The sequence below is a fragment of the Kribbella sp. NPDC049227 genome, from assembly GCF_043197265.1.
GTDB lineage: Bacteria > Actinomycetota > Actinomycetes > Propionibacteriales > Kribbellaceae > Kribbella.
In genome coordinates this window covers 926,148-949,407 of sequence record NZ_JBICST010000003.1, presented here as the reverse complement: position 1 = coordinate 949,407, position 23,260 = coordinate 926,148, and the positions used below count along the sequence as shown (strand labels likewise).

At 69.4% G+C, this 23,260-nt stretch carries 16 protein-coding genes; 7 read left to right on the top strand and 9 right to left on the bottom strand.

The features are described from left to right. Positions 1–34: 34 nt before the first annotated feature. From ACGFH6_RS16705 to dxs, 4 genes are all read right to left on the bottom strand, one after another. Positions 35–1,516 carry an amino acid permease gene (locus ACGFH6_RS16705; protein ID WP_393384512.1) on the bottom strand — a complete coding sequence of 494 codons (1,482 nt, stop codon included), beginning with the start codon at positions 1,514–1,516 and terminating at the stop codon, positions 35–37. A gap of 72 nt (positions 1,517–1,588) precedes the next feature. Continuing rightward, entirely contained in the window at positions 1,589–2,956 is a 1,368-nt protein-coding gene (locus ACGFH6_RS16700; RefSeq protein ID WP_393384510.1) for a hypothetical protein, read from the bottom strand. 81 nt (positions 2,957–3,037) lie between these two features. Further along, positions 3,038–4,384: a hypothetical protein gene (locus tag ACGFH6_RS16695; protein ID WP_393384509.1), complete on the bottom strand. Its 1,347-nt coding sequence runs from the start codon at positions 4,382–4,384 to the stop codon at positions 3,038–3,040. Positions 4,385–4,419: 35 nt separating this feature from the next. After that, on the bottom strand, positions 4,420–6,312 hold the full coding sequence (dxs, locus tag ACGFH6_RS16690; protein WP_393384507.1) for a 1-deoxy-D-xylulose-5-phosphate synthase: 1,893 nt from the start codon (positions 6,310–6,312) through the stop codon (positions 4,420–4,422). Positions 6,313–6,457: 145 nt separating this feature from the next. Between dxs and ACGFH6_RS16685 the strand changes: the two genes are divergently transcribed. The 5 genes from ACGFH6_RS16685 (at position 6,458) to ACGFH6_RS16665 (ending at position 10,682) form a co-directional block, all read left to right on the top strand. Beyond that, positions 6,458–6,970, top strand: coding sequence for a DUF402 domain-containing protein (locus ACGFH6_RS16685; RefSeq protein ID WP_393384506.1), 513 nt, complete (start codon positions 6,458–6,460; stop codon positions 6,968–6,970). Positions 6,971–7,174: 204 nt separating this feature from the next. Further along, positions 7,175–7,672 (top strand): DUF402 domain-containing protein, encoded by a 498-nt coding sequence (locus tag ACGFH6_RS16680; protein ID WP_393384504.1) that lies wholly within the window; start codon positions 7,175–7,177, stop codon positions 7,670–7,672. 4 nt (positions 7,673–7,676) lie between these two features. Beyond that, positions 7,677–8,261 (top strand): dihydrofolate reductase family protein, encoded by a 585-nt coding sequence (locus tag ACGFH6_RS16675; protein WP_393384502.1) that lies wholly within the window; start codon positions 7,677–7,679, stop codon positions 8,259–8,261. A 97-nt stretch (positions 8,262–8,358) separates the two neighbouring features. Continuing rightward, the gene (locus ACGFH6_RS16670) at positions 8,359–10,266 is read left to right on the top strand and encodes a Na+/H+ antiporter (protein WP_393384500.1); all 1,908 of its coding nucleotides are present in this window, start codon (positions 8,359–8,361) and stop codon (positions 10,264–10,266) included. Continuing rightward, positions 10,266–10,682 (top strand): HIT family protein, encoded by a 417-nt coding sequence (locus ACGFH6_RS16665; RefSeq protein ID WP_393384499.1) that lies wholly within the window; start codon positions 10,266–10,268, stop codon positions 10,680–10,682. Before ACGFH6_RS16670 ends, ACGFH6_RS16665 begins: the two co-directional genes overlap by 1 nt. Here ACGFH6_RS16665 and ACGFH6_RS16660 read toward each other — a convergent pair. Both ACGFH6_RS16660 and ACGFH6_RS16655 read right to left on the bottom strand, forming a co-directional pair. After that, positions 10,679–12,322: an alkaline phosphatase D family protein gene (locus ACGFH6_RS16660; protein WP_393384497.1), complete on the bottom strand. Its 1,644-nt coding sequence runs from the start codon at positions 12,320–12,322 to the stop codon at positions 10,679–10,681. The genes ACGFH6_RS16665 and ACGFH6_RS16660 overlap by 4 nt on opposite strands. A gap of 59 nt (positions 12,323–12,381) precedes the next feature. Then, complete coding sequence (locus ACGFH6_RS16655) at positions 12,382–12,954, bottom strand: HEAT repeat domain-containing protein (RefSeq protein ID WP_393384495.1); 573 nt, start codon at positions 12,952–12,954, stop codon at positions 12,382–12,384. An 82-nt stretch (positions 12,955–13,036) separates the two neighbouring features. Here ACGFH6_RS16655 and ACGFH6_RS16650 point away from each other — a divergent pair, with 82 nt between their 5' ends. Both ACGFH6_RS16650 and ACGFH6_RS16645 read left to right on the top strand, forming a co-directional pair. Further along, positions 13,037–13,642, top strand: coding sequence for an RNA polymerase sigma factor (locus ACGFH6_RS16650; protein WP_393384493.1), 606 nt, complete (start codon positions 13,037–13,039; stop codon positions 13,640–13,642). Beyond that, a complete protein-coding gene (locus ACGFH6_RS16645) occupies positions 13,639–14,691 on the top strand; it encodes a hypothetical protein (RefSeq protein WP_393384491.1) in 1,053 nt (350 codons plus the stop codon). The genes ACGFH6_RS16650 and ACGFH6_RS16645 overlap by 4 nt, the downstream gene beginning before the upstream one ends. Before the next feature lie 63 nt (positions 14,692–14,754). Here the strand turns inward: ACGFH6_RS16645 and acnA are convergent, their stop codons facing one another. The 3 genes from acnA to ACGFH6_RS16630 form a co-directional block, all read right to left on the bottom strand. Next, the gene (gene acnA, locus ACGFH6_RS16640) at positions 14,755–17,529 is read right to left on the bottom strand and encodes an aconitate hydratase AcnA (protein WP_393384489.1); all 2,775 of its coding nucleotides are present in this window, start codon (positions 17,527–17,529) and stop codon (positions 14,755–14,757) included. Between the two features lie 143 nt (positions 17,530–17,672). Then, complete coding sequence (locus ACGFH6_RS16635; protein ID WP_393384487.1) at positions 17,673–18,605, bottom strand: LLM class F420-dependent oxidoreductase; 933 nt, start codon at positions 18,603–18,605, stop codon at positions 17,673–17,675. Between the two features lie 10 nt (positions 18,606–18,615). Next, the gene (locus tag ACGFH6_RS16630) at positions 18,616–23,244 is read right to left on the bottom strand and encodes a hypothetical protein (RefSeq protein WP_393384485.1); all 4,629 of its coding nucleotides are present in this window, start codon (positions 23,242–23,244) and stop codon (positions 18,616–18,618) included. Between the last annotated feature and the right edge of the window lie 16 nt (positions 23,245–23,260).

Genomic DNA, 23,260 nt, shown 5'->3' with positions numbered 1-23,260 from the left:
GCCCGCCGACCATCAGAGCAGGTAGCCCTACTGCTCAGGCTTTCGTGACCTCGCCGGTCCGCTCCTCGATGCCGACCCGGCTCCGGCGGTAGCCGTAGAGGAAGTAGACGACGAAGCCGAGCACCATCCAGATCGCGAACCGCAGCCAGGTCTCGATCGACAGGTTCAGCATCAGGTAGAGGCAGATCAACGCGGCCAGGATCGGGATCACCGGGTTGCCCGGCACCCGGAAGGAGCGCTGGATGTCCGGCCGGCTCCTGCGCAGCAGCGGTACGGCGATCGACACCAGGGTGAACGCGGCCAGGGTGCCGATGTTCACCATCTCCTCCAGCTTCCCGATCGGGGTCAGGCCGGCCACGATCGCGACGATGATGCCGATCGCGATCGTCAGGCGGTACGGCGTACCCCACTTGGCGTGGGTCTTGCCGAGCTGACGCGGCATCAGGTGGTCACGGCTCATCGCGAACACCACGCGGGCGGCGCCGATCATCAACGTCAGTACGACGGTGGTCAGACCGGCCACCGCACCGGCGGAGATGAGGGTCGCGAAGCCACCGCGCCCGACCGAACGGAACGCTTCGGCCAGCGCTGCCTCACCGCTGATGTCGGTGTAGTTGACCATGCCGGTGATCACGATGCAGACGAGCACATAGAGCACGGTGCAGATCGCCAGCGAGCCGATGATGCCGCGGGGCAGGTCGCGCTGCGGGTTCCGCGCCTCCTCGGCGGTGGTCGCGACCACGTCGAACCCGATGAACGCGAAGAACACCAGCGACGCACCCGAGACCAGACCCATCACGCCGAAGGTCGACGGCGTGAACCCGAAGACGGCCTGGAACAGCGGCGTGGTGACGGTGACGTCTCCGTTCGGCGCCGGCACGCTCGGCGGGATGAACGGCGACAGGTTCGAGCCCTTGATGTAGAAGAGGCCGGCGATGATCACGAACAGCACCACGAACAACTTGATGGCCACCAGCACCAGGTTGACCCGCAGCGACTCCTTGATACCGATGGTGGCCAGCGTCGCCAGGACCAGCACCAGCAACATCGCCAGCACGTTCACATTGCTGTCGGGCCCGATCGACTCGGGCCAGCCCAACCCGATCTGATCCAGGAACAGCGCGGCGTACGTCGACCAGCCCTGAGCCACGACGCTTGCCCCGAGCATCAGTTCGAGCAGTAGGTCCCAGCCGATGATCCAGGCGAAGATCTCGCCCAGGGAGAAGTACGAGAACGTGTACGCGGATCCCGACACGGGCACGGTCGACGAGAACTCGGCGTAGCACAACGCGGCGAGCGTGCAGCAGATCGCGGCGAGGACGAACGAGAGCGCGATGCTCGGCCCGGCGTACAGCTTGGCCGCGCGGCCGGTCAGCGTGAAGATGCCGGCACCGATGATGACGCCGATTCCGAAGACGGTCAGATCGATGGCGGTCAGTCGTTTCTTGAGCTGGTACTCCGGCTCGTCGGTGTCCGCTATCGATTGCTCGATCGTCTTCTTCCGCAACAGACTCAATCTGCTCGCCTCCTCGCAATAGACGGAACCCTCCGAGCCTGCCTCTCTGACACCGCGAGGTCAAACCGCCACTCAGCGTGGCGGTTCGTAGTCTCGGAGTGCCCCCCACAGGGTGGCTTCGGTGAGGCCGCTGCGACTGAGCAGGATCCGCTCCCGGGACGCCTGGTCGGTGCCGTGCTTGGCCATGTCCTCGTACAGTTCCTCGACCTTGGGGAGCCCGATCCGCTGGACCAGGAAGCGCACCGCGAGCCAACTGACGCCGTACACGTCGGCCGAGTTCTGGTAGAAGCCGGCGTCGCTCGGCAGCGCGGTCAGCGCAGGCATCGCGTCGTCGATCACCTCCTGCTCCCACTTGCCGACCTCGCCCGGTCCACTGATCGCCTCGATCCCCCGCCACGACACGTACTCCGCCGCGCCTTCGGCCAGCCACAGCGGCTCGTACCCGCCCAGGTCGGCCGTGGCCACATGGGTGATCTCGTGCGACAGCAGGATCTCGTCGACCCGGTCGCGTTCGTTCGGATTGATCACGATGTAGGAGCCGGCGACCGTACCGTCGGCGGTGTCCTGACCGGGCAGCGAGGAGAACGTCGTCCCCGCGCTCGCGGCCGACTCGATGTCCTCGTCGGCGAAGCGGGCGTCCCGTACGTCGGGCTCGTCGAGTGCGATCACGAACACCGACCCGCGCCACGGGCGCGGCCAGTACGAGGTGACCTCGCCGATCGCCTCACTCGCCTCGACGGCGATCGAGCGCCCGCGCTTGGCGTCGCCCTTCTCGACCACGACCAGGACCCGCGGCGACCGCAGTACCTCGATCCGGCCGAGGTCCCACGCCTCCTTGTGCGCGCCCGGGCCGAGGTCCTTGTCCAGATCGTCGTCGTCGGTCAGCACCCAGTGCCCGCCGCGGGCGACGAAGGTGTAGCCGAGCTCGGTCGTCACCGGCGTGACGTCGACGTTCGGGATCTGGTAGCGCATCAGGACCCGGACCAGGTACGTCGTCCCGCCGTGTGCATGGACCGCGGACTGGTCGAAGCGTTCCTCGGCCTGGCTGTACCCGAGTTCGGAGAACCCGATCTCGACCAGGTTCGCGAACAGCACCTTCTGCGCGGCGCGGAGCTTCGCGTTCGTGGGGTCGAGGTCCTGCAGGAAGAGCGCCTCGTTCACGGTCTGCACGGCCTGGGCCCGGCGGAGCAGGATCGTGTCGACGGCGACCCGGCGGGCGGCGCTCGCCGCTGCGGTCTTCGACGGTGGCTTGGTGCCCTGGTTCGGGCCGGGCTGGGTCGCGACCACTCGCGCCCGGGCGTCCTCGTTGCGCTCTTCAACGGTGTAGGCCACGCCGCCCGAGACCAGCGCGACCGCAACCAGCAGCCCCACCCAGCGGCGGGGGCCTGGCGGCGGAACCTGAGCGCCCGGCGGTTCGGCGCTAGGGATGGTCGCACTCACTTCGGGTCATTCCTCCGAGTACCCGTCAGTCCAGCCCGGCTACCCTACTCGCTTCCCCGGATTCCGCGACCGACACGCCGATCAGGCGGCAGCGGCGGCCTTCAGAGCCTGGAAGAGACCCGCTTCGGTCATGCCGACGTGTTCGAGCATGATGCGGTCGCGCTCGGCCTGGGTCGAGCCGAGGGCGGCCAACTCCTGGTAGAGCGTGCCGACCTCGGTGCCACCGAACCGGGTGAACAGATAGTCGACCGCCAGCCAGGCCATCGGGTACGAACTGCCGGCGTGCTGGAAGAAGACCGCATCAGCCGGCAGGCTCTTCGCCTTCGCCAGGTACTTCGTTCGTACGTCCTGCCGGAACTTCCCCAGCGCCAGGTCCTCCGCGCCGTCCATCGGCAGATACTCGACGTACGTCGCCGCGCCCTCGACCATCCACCGCGGGGCATAGGCACCGTACGGCGCCGTGGCGACGTGGGTGAACTCGTGCGCGAGGGTGCGGGCGTCGACCTTGGCCCGGTTGCGCGGGTTCACGACGACGTACGAGTCGGCCCGCTGACCCTCGCCGGTGGCCTCGCCGGGCAGCGTCCGGTAGACCCAGGTGGCCATGGCGATCGCGTCCTCGGCGTTCTTCGGCACGGTGTAGTCGGCACCGCGGACGATCTTGTCGTCGAGCGCGATCACCACACCGGAGCCGTTCCAGCCGCCGGGCCAGCTCTTGGTCACCGCCTTCACCGCGCTGCTCGCCATGCCGGTCAGCCGCGTCGCGAGCTGGTCCTGCCCCTTCTCCACCACCACGAGCACGCGCGGCGCGCGCTTGACCAGCACCTCGCCGGTGTCCCAGGCCTCCTGGTGGGAACCGCGGGGCAGCCGCTTGTCCAGGTCGGTGTCCGAGACCAGCAGCCAGCGGCCGGTCGGCGTCTCGGTGAAGGTGTAGCCGAGCATCGCCCGTACGGGCACGGTGTCGATGCCGCGGATCTGGTACGTCATCGCGATCGCGACCAGGTACGTCGACGGGCCGTACTTCCGGGTGATGGCGTCGTCGTACTGCTGCGACAGCTGCTGGTAGGCGAGCCGGGCGAAGCCGAACTGGCGCAGGTTGGTGTACAGCGTGGTCTGACGCGCGACGAGGCTCTTGTTGCCGGGGTCGACGTCGGCGAGGAACGCCTTCTGGTCGGACTGCAGGACGGCCTGGGCGCGTTTCTTCAGGACCTGGTCGACGGCGGCGGCACGGGCGGCCAGGTCAATGTCCGGTGTTCTCGGCGCAGCCTGGTCGCTGCCATCGGCCTGCTCGGTGGACCAGTGCAGGGCGAGGCCACCGGCGACTGCCACCACGACGAGGATCAGGGAGAGCAGCAGCGGCCAGACGCGGGTACGTCGCCGGGCTGCGTGACGGCTCCGCGGCGGCGCTGTGTGCCGCCCTGTGTCAGGCACTGTCCGGCTCGGCCATCATCCGGGCATGATCCGGCTCAGGCGCTACCCGGGCGACCGCTCGCCCGGTCCGGCTCGCTCATCGCGTCACCGTGGTGCTTCGCGATCAGCTCGGTGATGTCGCGGGCCAGGTCCTGCCCGGTCAGTCCGATCTCCTGCAGGACCGCGGGACGCTTGGCGTGGTCGAGGAACTTCTGCGGGATGCCGAAGTCGCGGACCGGCGTCTTCACCGCCGCGTCGCGGAGCGCCTGGGCGATCATCGATCCGCAGCCGCCGGCCCGGCCGTTGTCCTCGATCGTCACCACGAGCTTGACCGTCCCGGCCAGCTCGATCAGCTTCGGGTCGACCGGCTTGACCCAGCGCGGGTCCACCACCGTGACGCCGAATCCTTGCGCCTCCAGGCGGCCGGCGACGTCCATCGCGGTCGCCGCCATCGCGCCGATCCCGACCAGCAGGACGTCGGTGCCTGACCGCTTCAGCACGTCCAGGCCGCCGATCCGGTCGATCGCGTCGATGTCCGGGAACACCTCGCCCTTGGCGAAGCGCAGTACGGTCGGCGCGTCGGACACCTCGACCGCCTCGTCCAGCAGTTCCTCGAGCCGCTTGCCGTCGCGGGGCGCGGCGAGGCGCAGGCCGGGAACGACCTGCAGGATCGACATGTCCCACATGCCGTTGTGGCTCGGGCCGTCGTCACCGGTGACACCGGCGCGATCCAGCACGAAGGTGACGCCGAGCTTGTGCAGCGCGACATCCATCAGGACCTGGTCGAAGGCCCGGTTCAGGAACGTCGAGTACAGCGCGACGACCGGGTGCAGGCCGCCCAGCGCGAGACCGGCGGCACTGGTCACCGCGTGCTGCTCGGCGATGCCGACGTCGAAGATCCGGTCCGGGAACTCCGCCGCGAACGCGGCCAGGCCGGTCGGGTGGAGCATCGCCGCGGTGATCGCAACCACGTCCTGGCGGCGGTGGCCGATCCGGATCATCTCGTCGGAGAACACGTCCGTCCAGCCGCGGGGCTTGTTGACGGGCCGGATCTGGTGGAAGTTGTCCTCCTCGTCCTGCTCGGCGGCGGCGTACCCGAAGCCCTTCTGGGTCACCGCGTGCACGATCACCGGACCGCCGAACGCCTTGGCGCTGCGGAGCGCGTCCTCCATCGCCTCGCGATCGTGACCGGCGACGGGACCGACGTACTTGAGGCCGAGGTCCTCGAACATGCCCTGCGGGGCGAGCATGTCCTTCAGGCCCTTCTTCACGCCGTGCAGCACCTCGTACATCGGCGGGCCGACGTACGGCGTCCGGGCCAGGTTCTTCTTGATCAGGTCGAGGACCTTCTCGTACCGCGGGTTGGTGCGCAGGCTGGTCAGGTGGGTGGACAGGCCGCCGACGGTGTCGCTGTAGGAGCGGCCGTTGTCGTTGACGATGATGATCAGCTTGAGGTCCTTGGCGGCGGCGATGTTGTTCAGCGCCTCCCAGGCCATACCGCCGGTCAGGCCGCCGTCGCCGATCAGCGCGACGACGTGGCGGTCCTCCTTGCGCAGCCGGTAGGCCTTGGCCAGGCCGTCGGCGTACGACAGGGCGGTCGAGGCGTGGCTGTTCTCGATGATGTCGTGGTCGGACTCGGCCTGGCTCGGGTAGCCGGACAGGCCGCCCTGCTGACGGAGCGTGCCGAACTTCGGCGCCCGGCCGGTGACCAGCTTGTGCACGTAGGCCTGGTGACCGACGTCGAAGACGAGCCGGTCGTGGGGCGAGTCGAACACCCGGTGCATCGCCAGGGTGATCTCCACCATGCCCAGGTTCGGACCGAGGTGACCGCCGGTCCGGGACACCGTCTCGACCAGGACGTCCCGGATCTCCGTCGCCAGATCGGTAAGCTCCTGCGCGGTCAGCTTCTTGAGGTCCGCCGGCCCTCCGACCGTCTCCAGCACGCGCATCGAGCTCCTCCCGCGTCATCCTCGAATGCTTGAGTCTATGCATCCACCGCCCGGAATCCGAACCCGATACGCGGCACCGGGCCAATCTCACACTTCAAGACGTCCGCTGCGGCTGGTTGGTTCGGTCTTCACTTACAGTGATCGCATGGAGATGGTGAGGACGCTGTTCGAGAAGTACGACGGACAGCCACATCGCCTGGTGGAAGCGGTCCGGCTGGGTGAGGACGAGCACGGCCTCTGGGTCGGCTCGGTGCCGGGCCAGCGCGGCCGCCGCGCCGACGGCACCTGGGTCTCCATCGATCACCACCGGGTCCGGCTGTTCCCGCACGGCCAGTGGTGGAGCGCCCTGTTCAACGACGACCCGCACCAGACCCGGATCTACTGCGACGTGACCATGCCGGCCGAGTTCGGCGTCGACACCGTCACCACCGTCGACCTCGACCTCGACATCCGGCTGATGCGCGACGGCACGGTGCGCGTGATGGACGAGGACGAGTTCCGCCAGCACCAGGTGAAGTACGACTATCCGCCGCAGGTCGTCGCCACCGCGCAAGCCACCTGCGACTGGCTGGCCGCCCACATCCTCACCACGGAGCCCTTCACCACGGCGTACCTGCCGTACCTGGAGCAGATCCGCGCGCTCGATCCGACTGCTTGAGCGCACCAACCGGCCCCCACCGGCTAGGAGCCCCCCTGAGCCGGCAAGGGCCGATCAACGGCGCCGGTCTCCTAAGAGCCGACCGGACCATGCTCGAACACCAAGCGTGTCTGGTCCACACCTCAGAGCAAAGTTGCACGAAGCTGCAGATCTTGGACTCCGGGTCCGGCAGGGGATGCAACCCTGCGCCGATAGGTTGAGCGCATGCGGAACGTCCGGGTGGTCTATCGCAAGTACGACGAGAAGCTGCACTGGCACCAGTGGATGCGCTACCTGGGCGAGGACGAGTACGGCGTATGGCTCGGGGCACCGCCGAACTCGGTGGCGCAGCGCGGCGACGAGCCGGAGATCGTCCAGTCGCAGGCGGTGGTGCAGCTGTTCCCGCGGGACAAGTGGTTCACCGCGGCGTTCAACGACGAGCCACGCTGGACGGAGATCTACTGCGACATCACCACGCCGGTGGAGTTCGGCGAGGACGTGTTCACGATGATCGACCTCGATCTCGATGTGATCCGGCGGCGGGACGGGACGACGGTCCTGGTCGACGACGAGGACGAGTTCGCCGAGCACCAGGTGAAGTACGGCTACCCGGCCGACGTGATCAGGACGGCGCGGGAGACCTGCGACTGGCTGGTCGGGGCGGTCGTGACCGAGGAGCCGTTCCTGACCGTTTACAAGACCTACCTGGACAAGGTGCGATAGCCCGATGGCCACGATCCGCGTGTACATGACCATGTCGCTGGACGGGTACGTCACCGGTCCCCAGGACAGCATGGACGATCCGATGGGCGTCGACGGGTTCCGGCTGTTCAACTGGCTCGACCGGCGCAACGACCCGGGGGTGAGTGGTCAGGTGGTCGAGGAGTCGATGGCCACCCGGGCGCTGATCGCGGGACGCCGTACCTATGAACACGCCCGTCACTGGCAGGGCGACCACCACAACGGCGTTCCGATGTTCATCCTCACGCACAACGTGCCGGACGGACCGCCGCCGGGCAGCGTTCGCTTCGTCACGGACGCGCGCGAGTGCGCCGCACAGGCCCGCGAGGCCGCCGGTGACGGAGACGTGATGGTGCACGGAGCCGGCGCGACGCAGGCTCTGCTCCAGGCCGGTGAGGTCGACGAGCTCGAGATGCACGTCGTACCGGTCCTGCTCGGACAGGGGCGTCGCCTGTTCGACAACCTGCCGGCGGATCACGTCGAGCTGGAACTGATGCGGCAGCTGACCTCGGGCGACGAGGTGGACCGCGCGCAGCAGGTCACCCATCTGCGCTACCGCGTGGTGCGGTGAACGCTCAGCGTCATCGGCGACCGCACTGACCAGCGCCCGGCTCCGCTGAGGGCGAACCTAGGAGGCCGAACCGGCTCCGCACTGCCACACTGTGCGCGTGCATATCGCGATCGAGGTCGTGGCCCTCGTCGCCGTGGTCGCGGCCGGGGCCGCGCTGGCCCGGCGGCTCGGGATCTCGGCTCCCCTGCTGCTGGTGGTCATCGGGATCGCCGCGTCGTACCTCCCGTTCGTCCCCCGGGTCGAACTCGCGCCCGAAGTCGTCCTGGTCGGCTTCCTCCCACCGCTGCTGTACTCCGCGGCGATCAAGACCAGCCTGGTCGACTTCTCCCAGCACCGGCGCTCGATCGGACTCCTGTCGGTGGCGCTGGTCGTGTTCACAGCCCTCGGCGTCGGCCTGGTCGCGTACTGGCTGCTCGGCGTGGTCGCGGAGTCCCAGGGCCAGGAGCCGCTGCCGTTCTGGGCCGCCTTCGCGATCGGTGCGGTCGTGGCGCCGCCGGACGCCGTCGCCGCGACCGCGATCGCGAAACGGGTGGGTCTCCCCCGCCGGGTGGTCACGATCCTCGAGGGCGAGAGCCTGCTGAACGACGCGACCGCGCTGGTCTGTCTCCGCACGGCGATCGCGGCGGCCGTGGTCGCACCGACCGTCCTGCACGTCAGCCTCGACTTCCTCCGCGCGGCCGGTGGCGGTGTCGCGATCGGCCTGCTCGTGGCCTTCGTGCTGGCCAAGGTCCGCCGCCGCTTCACCGACCCGGTGCTCGACACCACCCTCAGCCTGACCGCGCCGTTCATCGCCTACATCGCGGCCGAGAACCACTACGTGCACGCGTCCGGCGTTCTGGCCGTGGTCGTCACCGGGCTGCTGCTCGGCCACAAGGCGCCGATCATCCAGTCGGCCAAGTCGCGAATGTCGGAGCGGACCAACTGGCGGACGTTCCAGTTCCTGCTGGAGAACACGGTCTTCCTGCTGATCGGCCTGCAGACCCGGTGGATCCTGGAGGATCTGTCCGAGAGCCCGCTGCCGGGCTGGCTGATCGCGACGACGACGATCGCCGTGTACCTCGCCGTCGTACTGCTCCGGCCGATCTGGATCATCCCGATCACGCTGCTGTCCCGGCGGATCCTCGGTCCCTCCCGGCCCGGACCGGTGTCCTGGCAGAGTCTGATCGTCGTCTCGTGGGCGGGCATGCGCGGTGTGGTGACGCTGGCCGCCGTGTTCACGCTGCCGGAGAACACGCCGGACCGCGAAGTCCTGGTGTTCATCGCTCTGGCCGTCACCGCGGGCACTCTGCTCGTGCAGGGATCGACGCTCCCCTGGGTGGTAATGCGGGTGCGGTTGCCCGGACCGGACCCTGCCGAGGATGCCTTGCAGGAGGCCGCCGTACTGCAGGGAGCGCATCGTGCGGCGATCGAGAAGCTCGACGAGATCGCCGGGCCGGAGGATCCGCCGGAAGTGCTCGACATTCTGCGTCAGCGGGGCGAGGCCCGGGCGCAGGCCGCCTGGGAGCGGCTCGGCCGGCCGGAGACCGAGTACGAGACTCCCAGTGAGGCGTATCGCCGGCTGCGGATCGCGATGCTGGGGGCCGAGCGAGAGTACATCCTGAAGGTCCGGGACGCGGGGCTCGTCGCCGACGAGGTGCTGCAGCGGGCGCAGATCGCACTCGACATCGAGGAGTCCGTCCTGGACCGCGACGAGGACGACGACGTCGGCGGGCAGTCCGAGGACCTGCGGATCAAGATGCCGCCGGGCGGCGCCTGTACACACCTCGAGCAGGCGCCACTGGTGCTGACCCCGAACACGCCGGACGGCTGTGAGGAGTGCCTGGCCGAGGGCATCACGTGGGTGCACCTGCGGCTCTGCCTAGGCTGTGGCCATGTCGGCTGCTGTGACTCGTCGGTGATGAAGCACGCGAGCAAGCACTATGAGGAGACCAAGCACCCGGTGATGCGCAGCTTCGAACCGGGTGAGAACTGGCGGTGGTGTTTCGTGGACGAGAAGCTCGGCTGATGGCGGACTGTCTGTTCTGCTCGATCATCGCCGGTACGACGCCGGCCCAGATCGTGCTGGAGACCCCCGAGGTCGTCGGCTTCCTGGACATCCGGCCGGTCTTCAAGGGCCACACGCTGATCGTGCCGCGTGAGCACGTGCCCACCATGGTCGAAATGACCGACGAGCTCCTGGTGCCACTGTTCGGCGCGGCCCGGTCGGTGGCTTCCGCGGTCCGCACGGCGTTCGATGCGCAGGGGTCGTTCGTCGCGGTCAACAACGTGGTCTCGCAGTCCGTCCCCCATCTCCACGTGCACGTCGTGCCACGGACGAAGGGGGACGGACTCCGAGGTTTCTTCTGGCCCCGCACCAAGTACGCCGACGAATCCGAAGCCGCGGAGTACGCCGGCAAACTACGGGCCGCCCTGGCTGATTAAGGCCGGGCGGTTTCCCAGGCGACGGTGTCGTTCGCGCTGGATGCGGCCAGGGTGCGGGCGGCGGCTGGTGGGTTGTCGGCGGTCAGGTTGAGGCCGGGGTGGCGGTCTTCGATGGTGAACTGGGCTCGGGTGAAGACCTCGGCGTCCTTGGTTCGGACCGACGGGACGGTGCGGAAGTCGGCCACCAGGGAGTCGCGGGTGATCGTGGTGTTCACGTAACCGCGAAGGTTGTTCTGGAACTTCAGGTGTGGGTTCCACTTCAGCCACGGGTGCGCGGTGGTGGCGGAGTCGGCGCCGTCGCCGCCGGTCGTGATCGACGAACAGATCAGCTCCGACCCGACCGTGGCCGACGTCGGGTCGTCGTAGTCCAGCTTCAGGTCCGATGCCCAGTGCGCGTGCACGTCACCGGTCAGTACGACGGCGTTCCGCACCCGCGCGTCGACCCAGCTCTTGGTGATCCTGGCGCGGGAGGCGACGTACCCGTCCCAGGCGTCCATCGAGGTGAGCTTCAGCGGACCCTCGTTGTTGTCGCGCTGGGCGAAGAACACCTGCTGGCCGAGGATGTCCCAGCGGGCCTCCGAGCGACGGAACCCGTCGATCAGCCACTTCTCCTGCCGCGCACCGGTGATGGAACGCTTCGGGTCGACCGCGGCCGGGCAGTCCTTGTACCCGTCGTCGCACCCCTGGTCGTCGCGGTACTGCCGGGTGTCGAGCATGTGGAACGTCGCCAGCTCGCCCCACTTCACCCGCCGGTACAGCTGCATGTCGATCCCGCGCGGCTTCGACGACGCGCGCAGCGGCATGTTCTCGTAGTACGCCTGGAAGGCCGCGGCGCGACGGGCGAGGAAACCGTCCTCCGGCTTCTCCGGGGTCTCGTCGGCCCAGTTGTTGTCGAGCTCGTGGTCGTCCCACACGACGAGCCACGGCGCGACCGCGTGCGCCGCCTGCAGGTCCTCGTCGCTCTTGTACTGCGCGTGCCGCTGCCGGTACGACGCCAGGTCGGTGGTCTCCGGCCCGTCGTGGTCGCGGACGTTCCCACCGGGAGCGACGTACGTGTTCTTGGTGTACTCGTACTGGTAGTCACCGAGGTGCAGGACGAGGTCCGGGTGGTCCTGCGCCAGCCGCCGGTACGCCGTGAACCAGCCGTGCTCGAACTGGGAGCAGGAGACGAACGACATCGCCAGCTCACGCGGCGTCGTGCCGCGGGCGGGCGATGTCAGGGTCCGCCCGATGCGAGACACGTGGCCTTCGGCGCGGAAGCGGTAGTAGTACTCGTGGCCCGGATGCAGGCCCTGGACGGTCACGTGGACGGAGTGCGCGTGCTCGGGTCGGGCGACGGCGACACCGGAGCGCACCACGTGGTGGAACCGCTCGTCGGTGGCGACCTGCCACTGCACGGCGTACGCGCGGCTCGGCATGCCGCCGAGGCCGTCGTCGGCCACGGGGTCCACGGCGAGCCGGGTCCAGAGCACGAACCCGTCCGGCCACGGGTCGCCGCTGGCGACGCCGAGGGTGAACGGGTCCTGCCGGACCGGGGTCGCGGCAGCAGTCGTCGGGGTGGTCAGGATCGAGGTCAGGCCGGCCACAGCCGCAGTGGAAGCCAGACCGGCTTTCAGGACGGATCTACGGGAGGTCTCCATGCGCCGACCGTTCCCGCCGGGAGTGTGCGGCGGCTGACCTCCAGGTGACCATCGGATGACTAGGTACGGCGTTCGAAACGGCGATCGAGCCGCTTCTCCAACCGGGCCAGCGCTGCCTCGGCGGCCGCTCGCACGGCCGGGTCCGGATCGTCGACCAAGTCCTGCAGCGACTCGGCGTGCTCAGCCTCGCCGGCGGCTCCGATCGCCCGCGCGGCCGCGGCGCGGACCCGGGGAAGCTCGTGCGACAGATCGGGGACGAGCGCGTCCGCCAGTTGGCCCAGCTCGTGCTTCGCGGTGATGCGGGCGACGTGCTCACGAACGCGCCAGGCCGGGTCCTTCACAGCGACCAGGAGTGCGTCGACGACATCGTCGCGCCAGACGTAGAGGAAGACCCGGGCCGCCCAGACCCGGATCCAGTAGTAGTTCACCGGGTCGACCGGCTCCGACCAGCCACCCGGGTGGGCGCTGCCCGTGATCGCCGCCAGCTTCGGCAGGTCGGCGCCGTACGCGTCCTCCCCCGAGATCTCCCCGGTGAGGAAGTCGATGCACCAGTCGATCACCGTGTCCTGCCCGTGCCCGGCACACGCCCGCAGCACGACCTCGCGGGGATGGTCACGACCCTCGGCAGCCATACCGTCAGTAAAGCCGCACCCGCCGACAAATTTCTGAACGCCGACCTGTAACGACCCCCGCGGTCCCGGACATGGATCCGATATGACGAGTACGCCGAGTCCACCCCGACCCCGACCGGTGGCACTTCGCGCCGTTTCGGATCGTGAACTCCGCTTCCGCGAGCTCTTCGAGGACAACTACCGGCAGCTGCTCGGCTATGCGCTGCGACGCGTGGCGTCGCCCGACGACGCCGCCGACATCGTCGCAGACACCATGCTCGTGGCCTGGCGCCGGTTCGACGAGGTACCGGTCGACGGCACCGCGAGGCTGTACCTGTACGGCGTGGCCCGCCGCGTCCTCGCCAACCACCGGCGCGGCGAGATCCGGCGGGACCGGCTGGCCGAGCGGCTGCGCTTGCAACTGGCCGAGGCCGCGCCGGACCAGACCAGCCTGGCCGACTCCACGGTTGCGATCCGGGAAGCACTCGCCCAGTTGAGCGACAGCGATCGGGAACTGCTCATGCTCACCGGCTGGGACGGCCTCGATCCGCGCGAGGCCGCGGTCGTGCTCGGTGTCCCGGCCCGCACCGTCCGGACCAGGTTGCACCGGGCCCGGGCGAGATTGCGCCGGGTCGTCGGAGACGCTTTCACCGGTGACGGACACGTACGGGATGACCAGCACGCGCCAGCAGTTCAGGAGGAGCGATGAACGACCACGAGCTCGACCGGCTGCTCGCGCGGGCCAACCCGTTCGGCGACGACACCGTCCGGCGACTGCCGGCCGATGCCGCCGCGTCCGACCTGTTGGAGGAGATCGTGACCACCACCGCACCGACCCCCGAGCTGAGACCCAACCGCCGGCGACGCGTCATCGTCCTCGCCGCCGCCGCGGCTGCGATCGTCATCGCGCTCACCGGTGTGTTCTTCCCGCGCGGCAACCCCGCCGCTCCGACCTCTGCGTACGCCGCCGAGGCCCGCGCCATCGCGGAGGCGAACCAGCGCCTGCTCGTCGACGCGCCCGGCTGGAAGGTCAGCCGGGTCGACGAGTTCACCGCCGAGCTCGGTGAGATGACATTTGCCAAGGGCAACCAGCGCCTCGACGTGTACTGGCGGCCGGCGGACCAGTACCAGACGTTCTACGACGACCGGGCCCACGACAACACCCATCAGCCGATCGAGCTCCTCGGCCTGGACGGGACGATCTTCCGGTACGACTCGACGGACTTCACCACGATCCTGAAGCCGAAGGGCAAGAACTTCCTCGAGATCCGCGGCGGTGCCGGCGACGAGGCGGCCTACCGCGACCTGATCGGGAAGCTGAAGCCGGTCGGCGTCGACGAGTGGCTCGACGCCCTGCCCGCGTCCGCGGTCAAGCCGGCCGACAACAAGAAGACCGTCGACGGGATGCTCGAAGGCCTGCCGCTGCCGGACGGGTTCGACAAGGCGCCGCTCTACCAGCAGACCGTCAACGACCGGTACCAGGTCGGAGCCCGCGTCACCGGTGCCGTCAGCTGCGCGTGGCTGAACCAGTGGACCACGGCGAAGAAGTCCGGTGACAAGGCGAAGGTTGCCGAAGCGGTCGCCGCGATGAAGACCAGCCACAGTTGGCCGATCCTGAAGGAGATGGCCAAGGGCGGCGACTACCCGCGCGTGCTCTGGTCCTACGCCGACGGCATCGCGAAGGACCAGGCGCCGGCAGGGCTGACGAGGACCCCCGATGCGGCGTCCGGCTACGTGGACGGCCTCGGCTGCAAGTAGTCCACAGACGAGTACGGCGTACTCCGGTTGAGGGGCCGGGGTACGCCGTACTTTTCGTTGCTGTCAGCCGGCGATCAGCGAACGGAGCACGTACTGCAGGATGCCGCCGTTGCGGTAGTAGTCGGCCTCACCGGGGGTGTCGATCCGGACGACCGCGTCGAACTCCTTCTCGGAGCCGTCGGGCGAGGTCACCTTGACGTGCACGGTGCTCGGGATCTGTCCGTCGTTCAGCGCGGTGACGCCGGTGATGTCGAACGTCTCCTCGCCGGTCAGGCCGAGCGACTCGGCGGTCTCACCTTCCGGGTACTGCAGCGGGAGAACACCCATGCCGATCAGGTTCGACCGGTGGATCCGCTCGAAGGACTCGGTGATCACGGCCTTCGCCCCGAGCAGCGCCGTACCCTTGGCGGCCCAGTCCCGCGACGAACCCGAGCCGTACTCCTTGCCGGCCAGGATCACCAGCGGCGTACCGGCCTCGGCGTACGACTGCGCCGCGTCGTAGATCGAGGTGACCGGGGCGTCGGCCTGGGTGAAGTCGCGGGTGAAGCCGCCCTCGGTGCCGGGGGCGATCTGGTTGCGCAGCCGGATGTTCGCGAACGTGCCGCGGATCATCACCTCGTGGTTGCCGCGGCGCGACCCGTACGAGTTGAAGTCCTTGCGCGCGACGCCGTGGTCGGCCAGGTACGTGCCGGCCGGGCTGTCGGCCTTGATCGAACCGGCCGGGGAGATGTGGTCGGTGGTGACCGAGTCGCCCAGCTTGGCCAGCACCCGGGCACCGGCGATGTCGGTGACCGGCTCCGGGTCCTTCGCCATCCCGTCGAAGTACGGAGGCTTGCGCACGTACGTCGAGTCGGCGTCCCAGGCGAAGGTCTTGCCCTCGGGCGTCGGCAGCGACTGCCAGCGCTCGTCACCGGCGAACACGTCGGCGTAGTCCTTGGTGAACATCTCCTTGTTGATCGAGGAGGCGATCACCTGCTCGACCTCGTCCGCGGCCGGCCAGATGTCGCGCAGGAACACGTCGTTGCCGTCCGTGTCCTTGCCCAGGGCATCGGTCTCGAAGTCGAAGTCCATCGTCCCGGCCAGCGCGTAGGCGATCACCAGCGGCGGGCTCGCCAGGTAGTTCATCTTGACGTCGGGGTTGATCCGGCCCTCGAAGTTCCGGTTGCCGGACAGCACCGAGACGACTGCCAGGTCGGCCTCCTGCACGCCGGCCGAGACGGGCTCGGGCAGCGGGCCGGAGTTCCCGATGCAGGTGGTGCAGCCGTAGCCGACCAGGTGGAAGCCGAGCTTCTCCAGGTACGGCGTGACGCCGGCCTTCTCGTAGTAGTCGGTGACAACCTTCGACCCGGGCGCGAGCGACGTCTTCACCCACGGCTTGGACGCCAGGCCCTTGTCGACCGCGTTCTTCGCCAGCAGTGCGGCGGCCAGCATGACCGACGGGTTCGACGTGTTGGTGCAGGACGTGATGCTCGCGATCACGACGTGGCCGTGGTCGAGCTCGATCTCCGCGCCGTCCATGCTGATCGTGGTCTTCTTCGACGGACGCCCCGGGCCGCCGTGCGGCACGTGCGGCTCGTCGTTCACGTTGCCGTGGCCGTTCGGCGCGTCGCTGGCCGGGAAGCTCCCGGTCTCCGACGGGTCGACGTCCAGCTCCTCGGTCGCGTAGTCGGTCAGCGCACCGCGGAACGCCTCCTTGGCCTCGCTCAGCGCGACCCGGTCCTGCGGCCGCTTCGGCCCGGCGATCGACGGTACGACGGTCGACAGGTCCAGCTCGAGGTACTCCGAGAACCGCGGCTCGACCGACTGGTCGTGCCACAGGCCCTGCTCCTTGGCGTACGCCTCGACCAGCGCGACGTCCTGGTCGCTGCGACCGGTCAGCCGCAGGTACTCCAGCGTCACGTCGTCGATCGGGAAGATCGCGCAGGTGGAGCCGAACTCCGGGCTCATGTTGCCGATCGTGGCGCGGTTCGCCAGCGGCACGGCCGCGACACCCTCGCCGTAGAACTCGACGAACTTGCCGACAACGCCGTGCTTGCGCAGCTGCTGGGTGATGGTGAGCACCACGTCGGTCGCGGTCGCACCGGCCGGCACCGAGCCGGTCAGCTTGAAGCCGACGACCTTCGGAATCAGCATCGACACGGGCTGGCCGAGCATGGCCGCCTCGGCCTCGATGCCGCCGACGCCCCAGCCGAGCACGCCGAGACCGTTCACCATCGTGGTGTGGCTGTCCGTGCCGACGCAGGTGTCGGGGTAGGCCACACCGTCGCGGACCATGACGGTGCGGGCGAGGTGCTCGATGTTCACCTGGTGCACGATGCCGGTGCCCGGCGGGACGACCTTGAAGTCGTCGAACGCGGTCTGGCCCCAGCGGAGGAACTGGTAGCGCTCGCCGTTGCGCTGGTACTCGAACTCGACGTTGCGCTCGAACGCGTCCGGCCGGCCGAAGACGTCGGTGATGACCGAGTGGTCGATGACCAGCTCGGCCGGGGCGAGCGGGTTGATCCTGGTCGGGTCGCCACCGAGCTCGGCGACCGCCTCGCGCATGGTTGCCAGGTCGACCACACACGGCACACCGGTGAAGTCCTGCATGATCACCCGGGCCGGGGTGAACTGGATCTCGGTGTCGGGGGCCGCGTTCTGGTCCCAGCTGCCGAGTTTGGTGATGTGCTCGGCGGTGATGTTCGCGCCGTCCTCGGTGCGCAGCAGGTTCTCCAGCAGCACCTTGAGCGAGTACGGCAGCGTGTCCGCGCCCTCGATGCCCGCCAACCTGAAGATCTCGTACGACTGTCCGTTGACTTCGAGTGCACCCTTGGCACCGAAGCTGTCGACGCTGGCCATCAGCCTGCTCCTCTATCCGGTCCTGTTCGCTGAACCCATCCTGCCGAGCACCTGGCCCGGCCGCGAGGTCAGGTCCACCTAACCTCGCGCCACAAACTCTCTCGACATCAAGATACACGACATCGAGCCACCCTCGTGAACCTTCAGGAAACCTGTGGAAGAACCTCGGCGGCGATGAGGTCGAGGTGGTCCAGGTCCTGCAGGTCCATGATCTGGACGTACTGCCGCTGGGATCCGACGGCGGCGTACTGGCCGAGCCGGTCGACGACCTCGGCGGGGGTGCCGGCGATCGAGTTCTGCCTCAGGTCGTCGACGTCGCGGCCGATCGCGTCGGCGCGCTGCCTGACCTCCGCGTCGTCCTTGCCGACGACAACCGTGTGCGCGGTCGAGAGGGCGAGCGTCCTGGGGTCGCGGCCGGCTGCGTCGCAGGCCGCCTGGACCCGCGTGAAGAGCGTCTCGGTCTCCTCGACCGAGCGGAACCCGGCGTTGAACTCACTCGCGTACTGCGCCGCGAGAGCCGGCGTACGCTTCTTGCCCGCACCGCCGACGATGACCGGCGGGTGTGGCCGCTGGACCGGCTTCGGCAGCGCCGGCGAGTCGGTCAGCTGGTAGTGCTTGCCGACGAAGTCGTACTTCTCCCCCACCGGCGTGTCCCACAGGCCGGTGATCAGCTCGAGTTGCTCGGTCAGCAGGTCGAAGCGGCCAGGGGTGTCCGGGAAGTCCAGGCCGTACGCCTTGTGCTCCGCCTCGTACCAACCGGCCCCGAGGCCCAGCTCGGCGCGGCCGCCGCTCATCTGGTCCACCTGCGCGACCGTGATCGCGAGCACGCCCGGATTGCGGTACGTCGCCGAGCTGACGAGCGTGCCGAGCTTGATCCGCTGCGTCTCACGGGCCAGGCCGGCCAGCGTGATCCACGCGTCGGTCGGTCCGGGCAGGCCGTCGTGGTCGCCCATCACCAGATAGTGGTCGGACCGGAAGAACGCGTCGAACCCGTTCTCCTCGGTCTTGCGTGCCACCGCGAGCAGATCGTCGTACGAGGCACCTTGCTGGGGTTCGGTGAAGATCCTGAGAAGCATGGCGCCAACGCTATCTTGCGCTCGTGTACAGCCTCTCCAGGTACGACGGCTGCCACTGGGGACCGCGACCGTACAGTCGCCGGACCAGACCGTTGACGTCGAGCCGCGGCTCGACCGGGTTGTCCCACCAGTCCGGGACGCGGTCGTACCACCGATCCACCCGCATGGTCCGGCCCGCCGCGTCGATCCGGGCGAACAGCCAACCGCCGAGCTCGCTCTCCGCCTCGGTCACCCACAGGTCGCCGAGCAGCCCGCTCAGCTTGTCCGCGGCGAACTCCGGGTCGTCCACGTCCGGAGGCTCCAGGTCGAACCGGTACGACGGCGCGGCCGGGTCGAGCACCTGGACCTGGATGGTGAACCCCGATGGGACGATCGCGGTCCTCGCGCGGCACCACGCATGCAGTGCCTCGAACGCCGCCGACTCCTGCGGCCGCGGCCGGGGACGCTCCACCTCGGCTCGCAGCGCTTCCTCGATCGACCCCGGCACGAGGTCGATGCCCGGCCCATCAGAACCCGCCAGCGCGAGCCCAGGAATCGACATCCGCTCGATAACCCGAGCCGCCGGAACACCCACATCCGCCCCGACGCCGTTCGGCGGGCTGTCGGCGCCGACCACCGGTACGACACCCGTCGGCATGTCATCGTCATCCGCACCCACCACCGGCACGGCACCCGTCGGCGTGTCATCATCCGAGAAGCCACCGTCCGCCACAACCGGCACAGACCCCGTCGGCACGTCATCGCCATCCGCACCCCGGAAGCCATTCGCCCCCACGACCGCCCCGGTCGGCCCGTGGTCGCCAGCCGCCCCCGGGAAGCCATTCGCCCGCACGACCGACCCGGTCGGCACGTCATCGCCATGCGCACCCGGGAAGCCGTTCGACCGCGCGACCGGCGCAGACCCGGCTGGCACATCATCGTCCGCATCACGGAAGCCATTCGCCCCCACGACCGGCACAGACCCGGTCGGCACGTCATCGTCGTCCGCACCCGGGAAGCCGTTCGCCCGCGCGACCGACCCGGTCGGCACGTCGTGGTTATCCCTAGTCGGGATGCCGTTCGCCTGCACGATCGGGACGGACCCTGTCGGCACGTCGTCGCCATGTGCACCCGGGGAGCCGTTCGCCTGCTCGACCGACCCGGTCGGCACGTCGTCGTTAGCCGTAGCCGGGGACCTGGCCGCCCAGGCTCCCGGCACGGACCCGGTGGGCACCTCGTCGTCCTGGGACCCGGCGTCCACGTTCACCACAGGCACAGGCCCGGTGGGCGTGTCGTCGTCCTGGGACCTCGCGTCGGTGTTCACCACAGGTACAGGCCCGGTGGGCACGTCGTCGTCCTGGGACCTGGAGTCCGGGTGCACCGCAGGCATGCGTCCGGTCGGCACCTCGTCGTCCGCCGGACCTGAGGCAGCGGTCGCCTCGTGCGCACTCACGACCGGCGCGGGCCCCGCGGCGATCTCGTCCTCGACGATCGGGATCTCCCCGGTCGGTGCGTCCGCATCCGCCACCGGCACCGAGTACGCACCACCGTCCTCCGCCTGCCAGGCCCAGCCCGCGGACTCGTCCCACACTTCCGACCCCGACGACTGCGGAGCCGACCCGTGCGGAGCCGACGCCTGCGGAGCCGGCGCCTGCGGTGCCGAGCCGCGGGGTGCCGACCCGTGCGGTGCCAACCCGTGCGGTGCTAACCCGTGTGGAGCCGACGCATGCGGGGCCGACTCCGCCTCGGCCTGGGCCCAGCCTTCCTGCGCTTGTCCAGGCTCAGCCTGTTCCCACCGCTCGTCTTCCGGATCGGGGTGGTGCCAGGGCGCGTTCTCCTGCTCGGGCTGCTGGTAGTGGGCAGCCTCGGACACCGGCTGAGCCCACCGCTCGTGCTCGCGCTCCGGTTGTGAAGCCGGCTCCGACTGGGGCCACTGGTTCGGGTCGTGCTGAGGCCCAGGGCCGGGCTGGGGCCGGCGGTTCGGGTCTGGACGAGGCTCGGCCAGGGGCTGGGTCCGGTGGTCCGGGTCGTGCAGACGCCCGGGGCCGGGCTGGGTGCGGTGGTTCGGGTCTGGGTGAGGCTCGGCGTGCGGCTGGGGCCGGTGATTCGGGTCGGGATGGGGCTCGACGTGGGGCTGGGTCCACTGGTTGGGGTCGGGGTCTGGGGCCGGCCAGGGCTCTTGGTCTGGGTCGGGCTCTGGTTGTGGCTGAGGGGTCGGGTCCGGTTCCGGGGTGAGTGGTTCTGGCTCGGGGTCGGGCCATGGCTGGGGGTCCGGATCCGGCTGCGGGTCCGGCGTCGGGTGCGGTGCGGGCTCCGGGTGGGGCTCGGGGCGCGGGAACGGGTCCGGTGTTGGTGACGGCTGTGGGTCCGGTTGCGGCCAGGGCGCCGGGTGGGGCTCTGGTTGCGGCCAGGGCTCCGGCTGGGGGTTTGGCCACGGTTGCGGTTGAGGGTGAGGCTCGACCTGAGCTTTAGCCTCGACCGGAGCCTCAGGCAGCTCCGCGGACACGGCCGGGACCTCGGCCGTCTGGTCGTCCAGCTCGTCGACCCGAACCGCGGGAACCTCAGCGGTCTGATCGTCCTCAGGCTCCTCCACCGCCACCGGAGCGAACGGCGAAGGCCCGGTGAACGACGCCAACTCCTCCTCGTCCTCAGACGAGTCCACGTCCCCCGGCGCAACACCAAACTCACCCCGCGCAACACCGGCCTCGCCCCACACAACGCCAGCCTGGTCGCGCGTGGGGACAGCCTCACCCCGCGAAATCCCGGCCTGGTCGCGCGCAGCGCCAGCCTCGCCCCACGCAACGCCGGACTGGTCGCGTGTGGGGACAGCGTCGCCCCGCACAGCACCGACCTGGTCGCGCGCAGCGCCAGCGTCGCCCCACGCAGCGCCAGCCTCATCCCGCACAGCGCCGGCCTGGTCGCGCGCAGCGCCGGCCTGGTTGGGCGTGGGGACGGCCTCGCCCCGCACAGCGCTAGCCTCACCCTGCGCCGCGTCGGCCTGGTCGCGCGCAGCGCCGGGCTGGTTGGGCGTGGGGACGGCCTGGTCGGGTGCGAGCTCGGCGGCGACTGGTGACTGTTGGGGTCCTGGGTTGACTGGGGTGAAAGGCGACTGGGCTGCTTGAGGGTCTGGTGTGGGTGCGTCGGGGACGGCGGCTATTTCTGCGGTCGGGGCCTCGTCGTCGTCCGAGGAGGCGACCGGCTGGGGGTGGTAGTGGGCGGGATCCTCGACCCACAGCCCGTTGATCCAGGCGCCGCCCACCCATTCGCGTTCGGGTTCGGGCTCGGGCGCGGCCGGCTCCTCGGCGAACGGGTTGTACTCGCTGGTGGCTTCCTGCTCGCTCCAGCCGGCCTGCTCGGCGGTCTCCCAGTCCTGCTCAGCCGCGTCCTGCTGGTACGACGCGGCAGAGGGACCGTCCGCGAACAGACTCGCGTAGAAGTCCTCCCCCTCGTGCACCCCACCACCGACACGCGGCGGCTCCGACGAAGGCAGCCCACCGCCGTACGCCGCCAGCCCACCACCCGACACATCGTCCGGCAGATACGTCCCAGGAGCCGGCCCACCGGCCGCACCACCGGCCGCACCGCCCTCGAAACCGGCCGGTTGCTCGGGCTCAGGCGCGTTGTCGTGCTTACGCCGCCGCAGCCAGCCCTGCTTCTTGCTGGTGACCCCGTACTCCGCCGGCGCCTCCGGCCGGTACGCGACCTGCTGGTACACCGCGGGCCCCTCGTACGCAGGCTCCTCATACCCAGGCTGCTCGTCGTACACAGGCTGCTCGTCGTACACAGGCCGCTCGTCGTACACAGGCTGCTCGTCGTACACAGGCTGCTCGTACGACGGGACCTGTGGGGCCTCGTCGATCGGCTGGCCGGTGAACGGGCTGATGCCGGGCGGCACGATGAAGGACTGCTCGTCCTCCTCGTCCACCGGGCCGGGCCCGTCGGATGCTCCAATCACAACATCCTCAACGACCGACACCTCGGCTGTGTCAGGGTCGTCGGCCAAACTTTCCGCGACTGCAAAGTTCCGGGTGAAGTCCTCGGCCGCGACGACGCCGGAGGGCAGGTCCGGCTGGACCGGTGACCGCGCGTCGATCTCGAAGTGATCGAAGAACTCCCGCAGCGCCTCCAAGGAGATCCCGGACGAGCCGGCGGTCTGGATCAGTTGCACCCCGAACGGCTGCAACTCGTCCAGCCCGCCGAGGTAGTCCGCCCACTCCGCGACCCACTCGATCATCTCCGCGGCAGCGTCCGCGTCCGACGTGATCCACTGCCCGATCTGCGAGAACCCGTCCTCGGCCGGCTGCCACGGGTCTCCCGGGTACGCCGCTCGCGCCCACGTCCCGTTGAACGCGCCGTACACGAAACCGAGCTCGCCGGCGGTCTGGCGACGCCGCACCTCGGGCTGGCCGATCCAGTCCGGCGACCCCGCCAGCAGGTCGGCGCGCCTGGTCTCGCTGTGCTGGGTCTGGAACCCGAACAGCACCGCACGCCCGTCCTCGAGCCGCACCATCCGCAGCACCGACCCGGTCTCGTCCTGGTGGTGGTACCCGTCCTCGTCGGCGTACCACCGCCGGTCGAACCCGGTGGCATGGGCGACCGCGGCGAGTGCGGTCCAGCGGGCGCGCAACTCCTCCGGGTCGTCCAGGTCAACGAGCGGCATCAGGTCTCCAGCGCAT

Bases quoted from the DNA above. Each gene is read 5' to 3' on its own strand.
- ACGFH6_RS16635 (WP_393384487.1), bottom strand. From the start codon at position 18,605: ATGCTTCTCAGGATCTTCACCGAACCCCAGCAAGGTGCCTCGTACGAC.
- ACGFH6_RS16675 (WP_393384502.1), top strand. From the start codon at position 7,677: ATGGCCACGATCCGCGTGTACATGACCATGTCGCTGGACGGGTACGTC.
- ACGFH6_RS16650 (WP_393384493.1), top strand. From the start codon at position 13,037: ATGACGAGTACGCCGAGTCCACCCCGACCCCGACCGGTGGCACTTCGC.
- ACGFH6_RS16680 (WP_393384504.1), top strand. From the start codon at position 7,175: ATGCGGAACGTCCGGGTGGTCTATCGCAAGTACGACGAGAAGCTGCAC.
- ACGFH6_RS16665 (WP_393384499.1), top strand. From the start codon at position 10,266: ATGGCGGACTGTCTGTTCTGCTCGATCATCGCCGGTACGACGCCGGCC.
- ACGFH6_RS16630 (WP_393384485.1), bottom strand. From the start codon at position 23,244: ATGCCGCTCGTTGACCTGGACGACCCGGAGGAGTTGCGCGCCCGCTGG.
- ACGFH6_RS16685 (WP_393384506.1), top strand. From the start codon at position 6,458: ATGGAGATGGTGAGGACGCTGTTCGAGAAGTACGACGGACAGCCACAT.
- ACGFH6_RS16660 (WP_393384497.1), bottom strand. From the start codon at position 12,322: ATGGAGACCTCCCGTAGATCCGTCCTGAAAGCCGGTCTGGCTTCCACT.
- dxs (WP_393384507.1), bottom strand. From the start codon at position 6,312: ATGCGCGTGCTGGAGACGGTCGGAGGGCCGGCGGACCTCAAGAAGCTG.
- ACGFH6_RS16655 (WP_393384495.1), bottom strand. From the start codon at position 12,954: ATGGCTGCCGAGGGTCGTGACCATCCCCGCGAGGTCGTGCTGCGGGCG.
- ACGFH6_RS16645 (WP_393384491.1), top strand. From the start codon at position 13,639: ATGAACGACCACGAGCTCGACCGGCTGCTCGCGCGGGCCAACCCGTTC.
- acnA (WP_393384489.1), bottom strand. From the start codon at position 17,529: ATGGCCAGCGTCGACAGCTTCGGTGCCAAGGGTGCACTCGAAGTCAAC.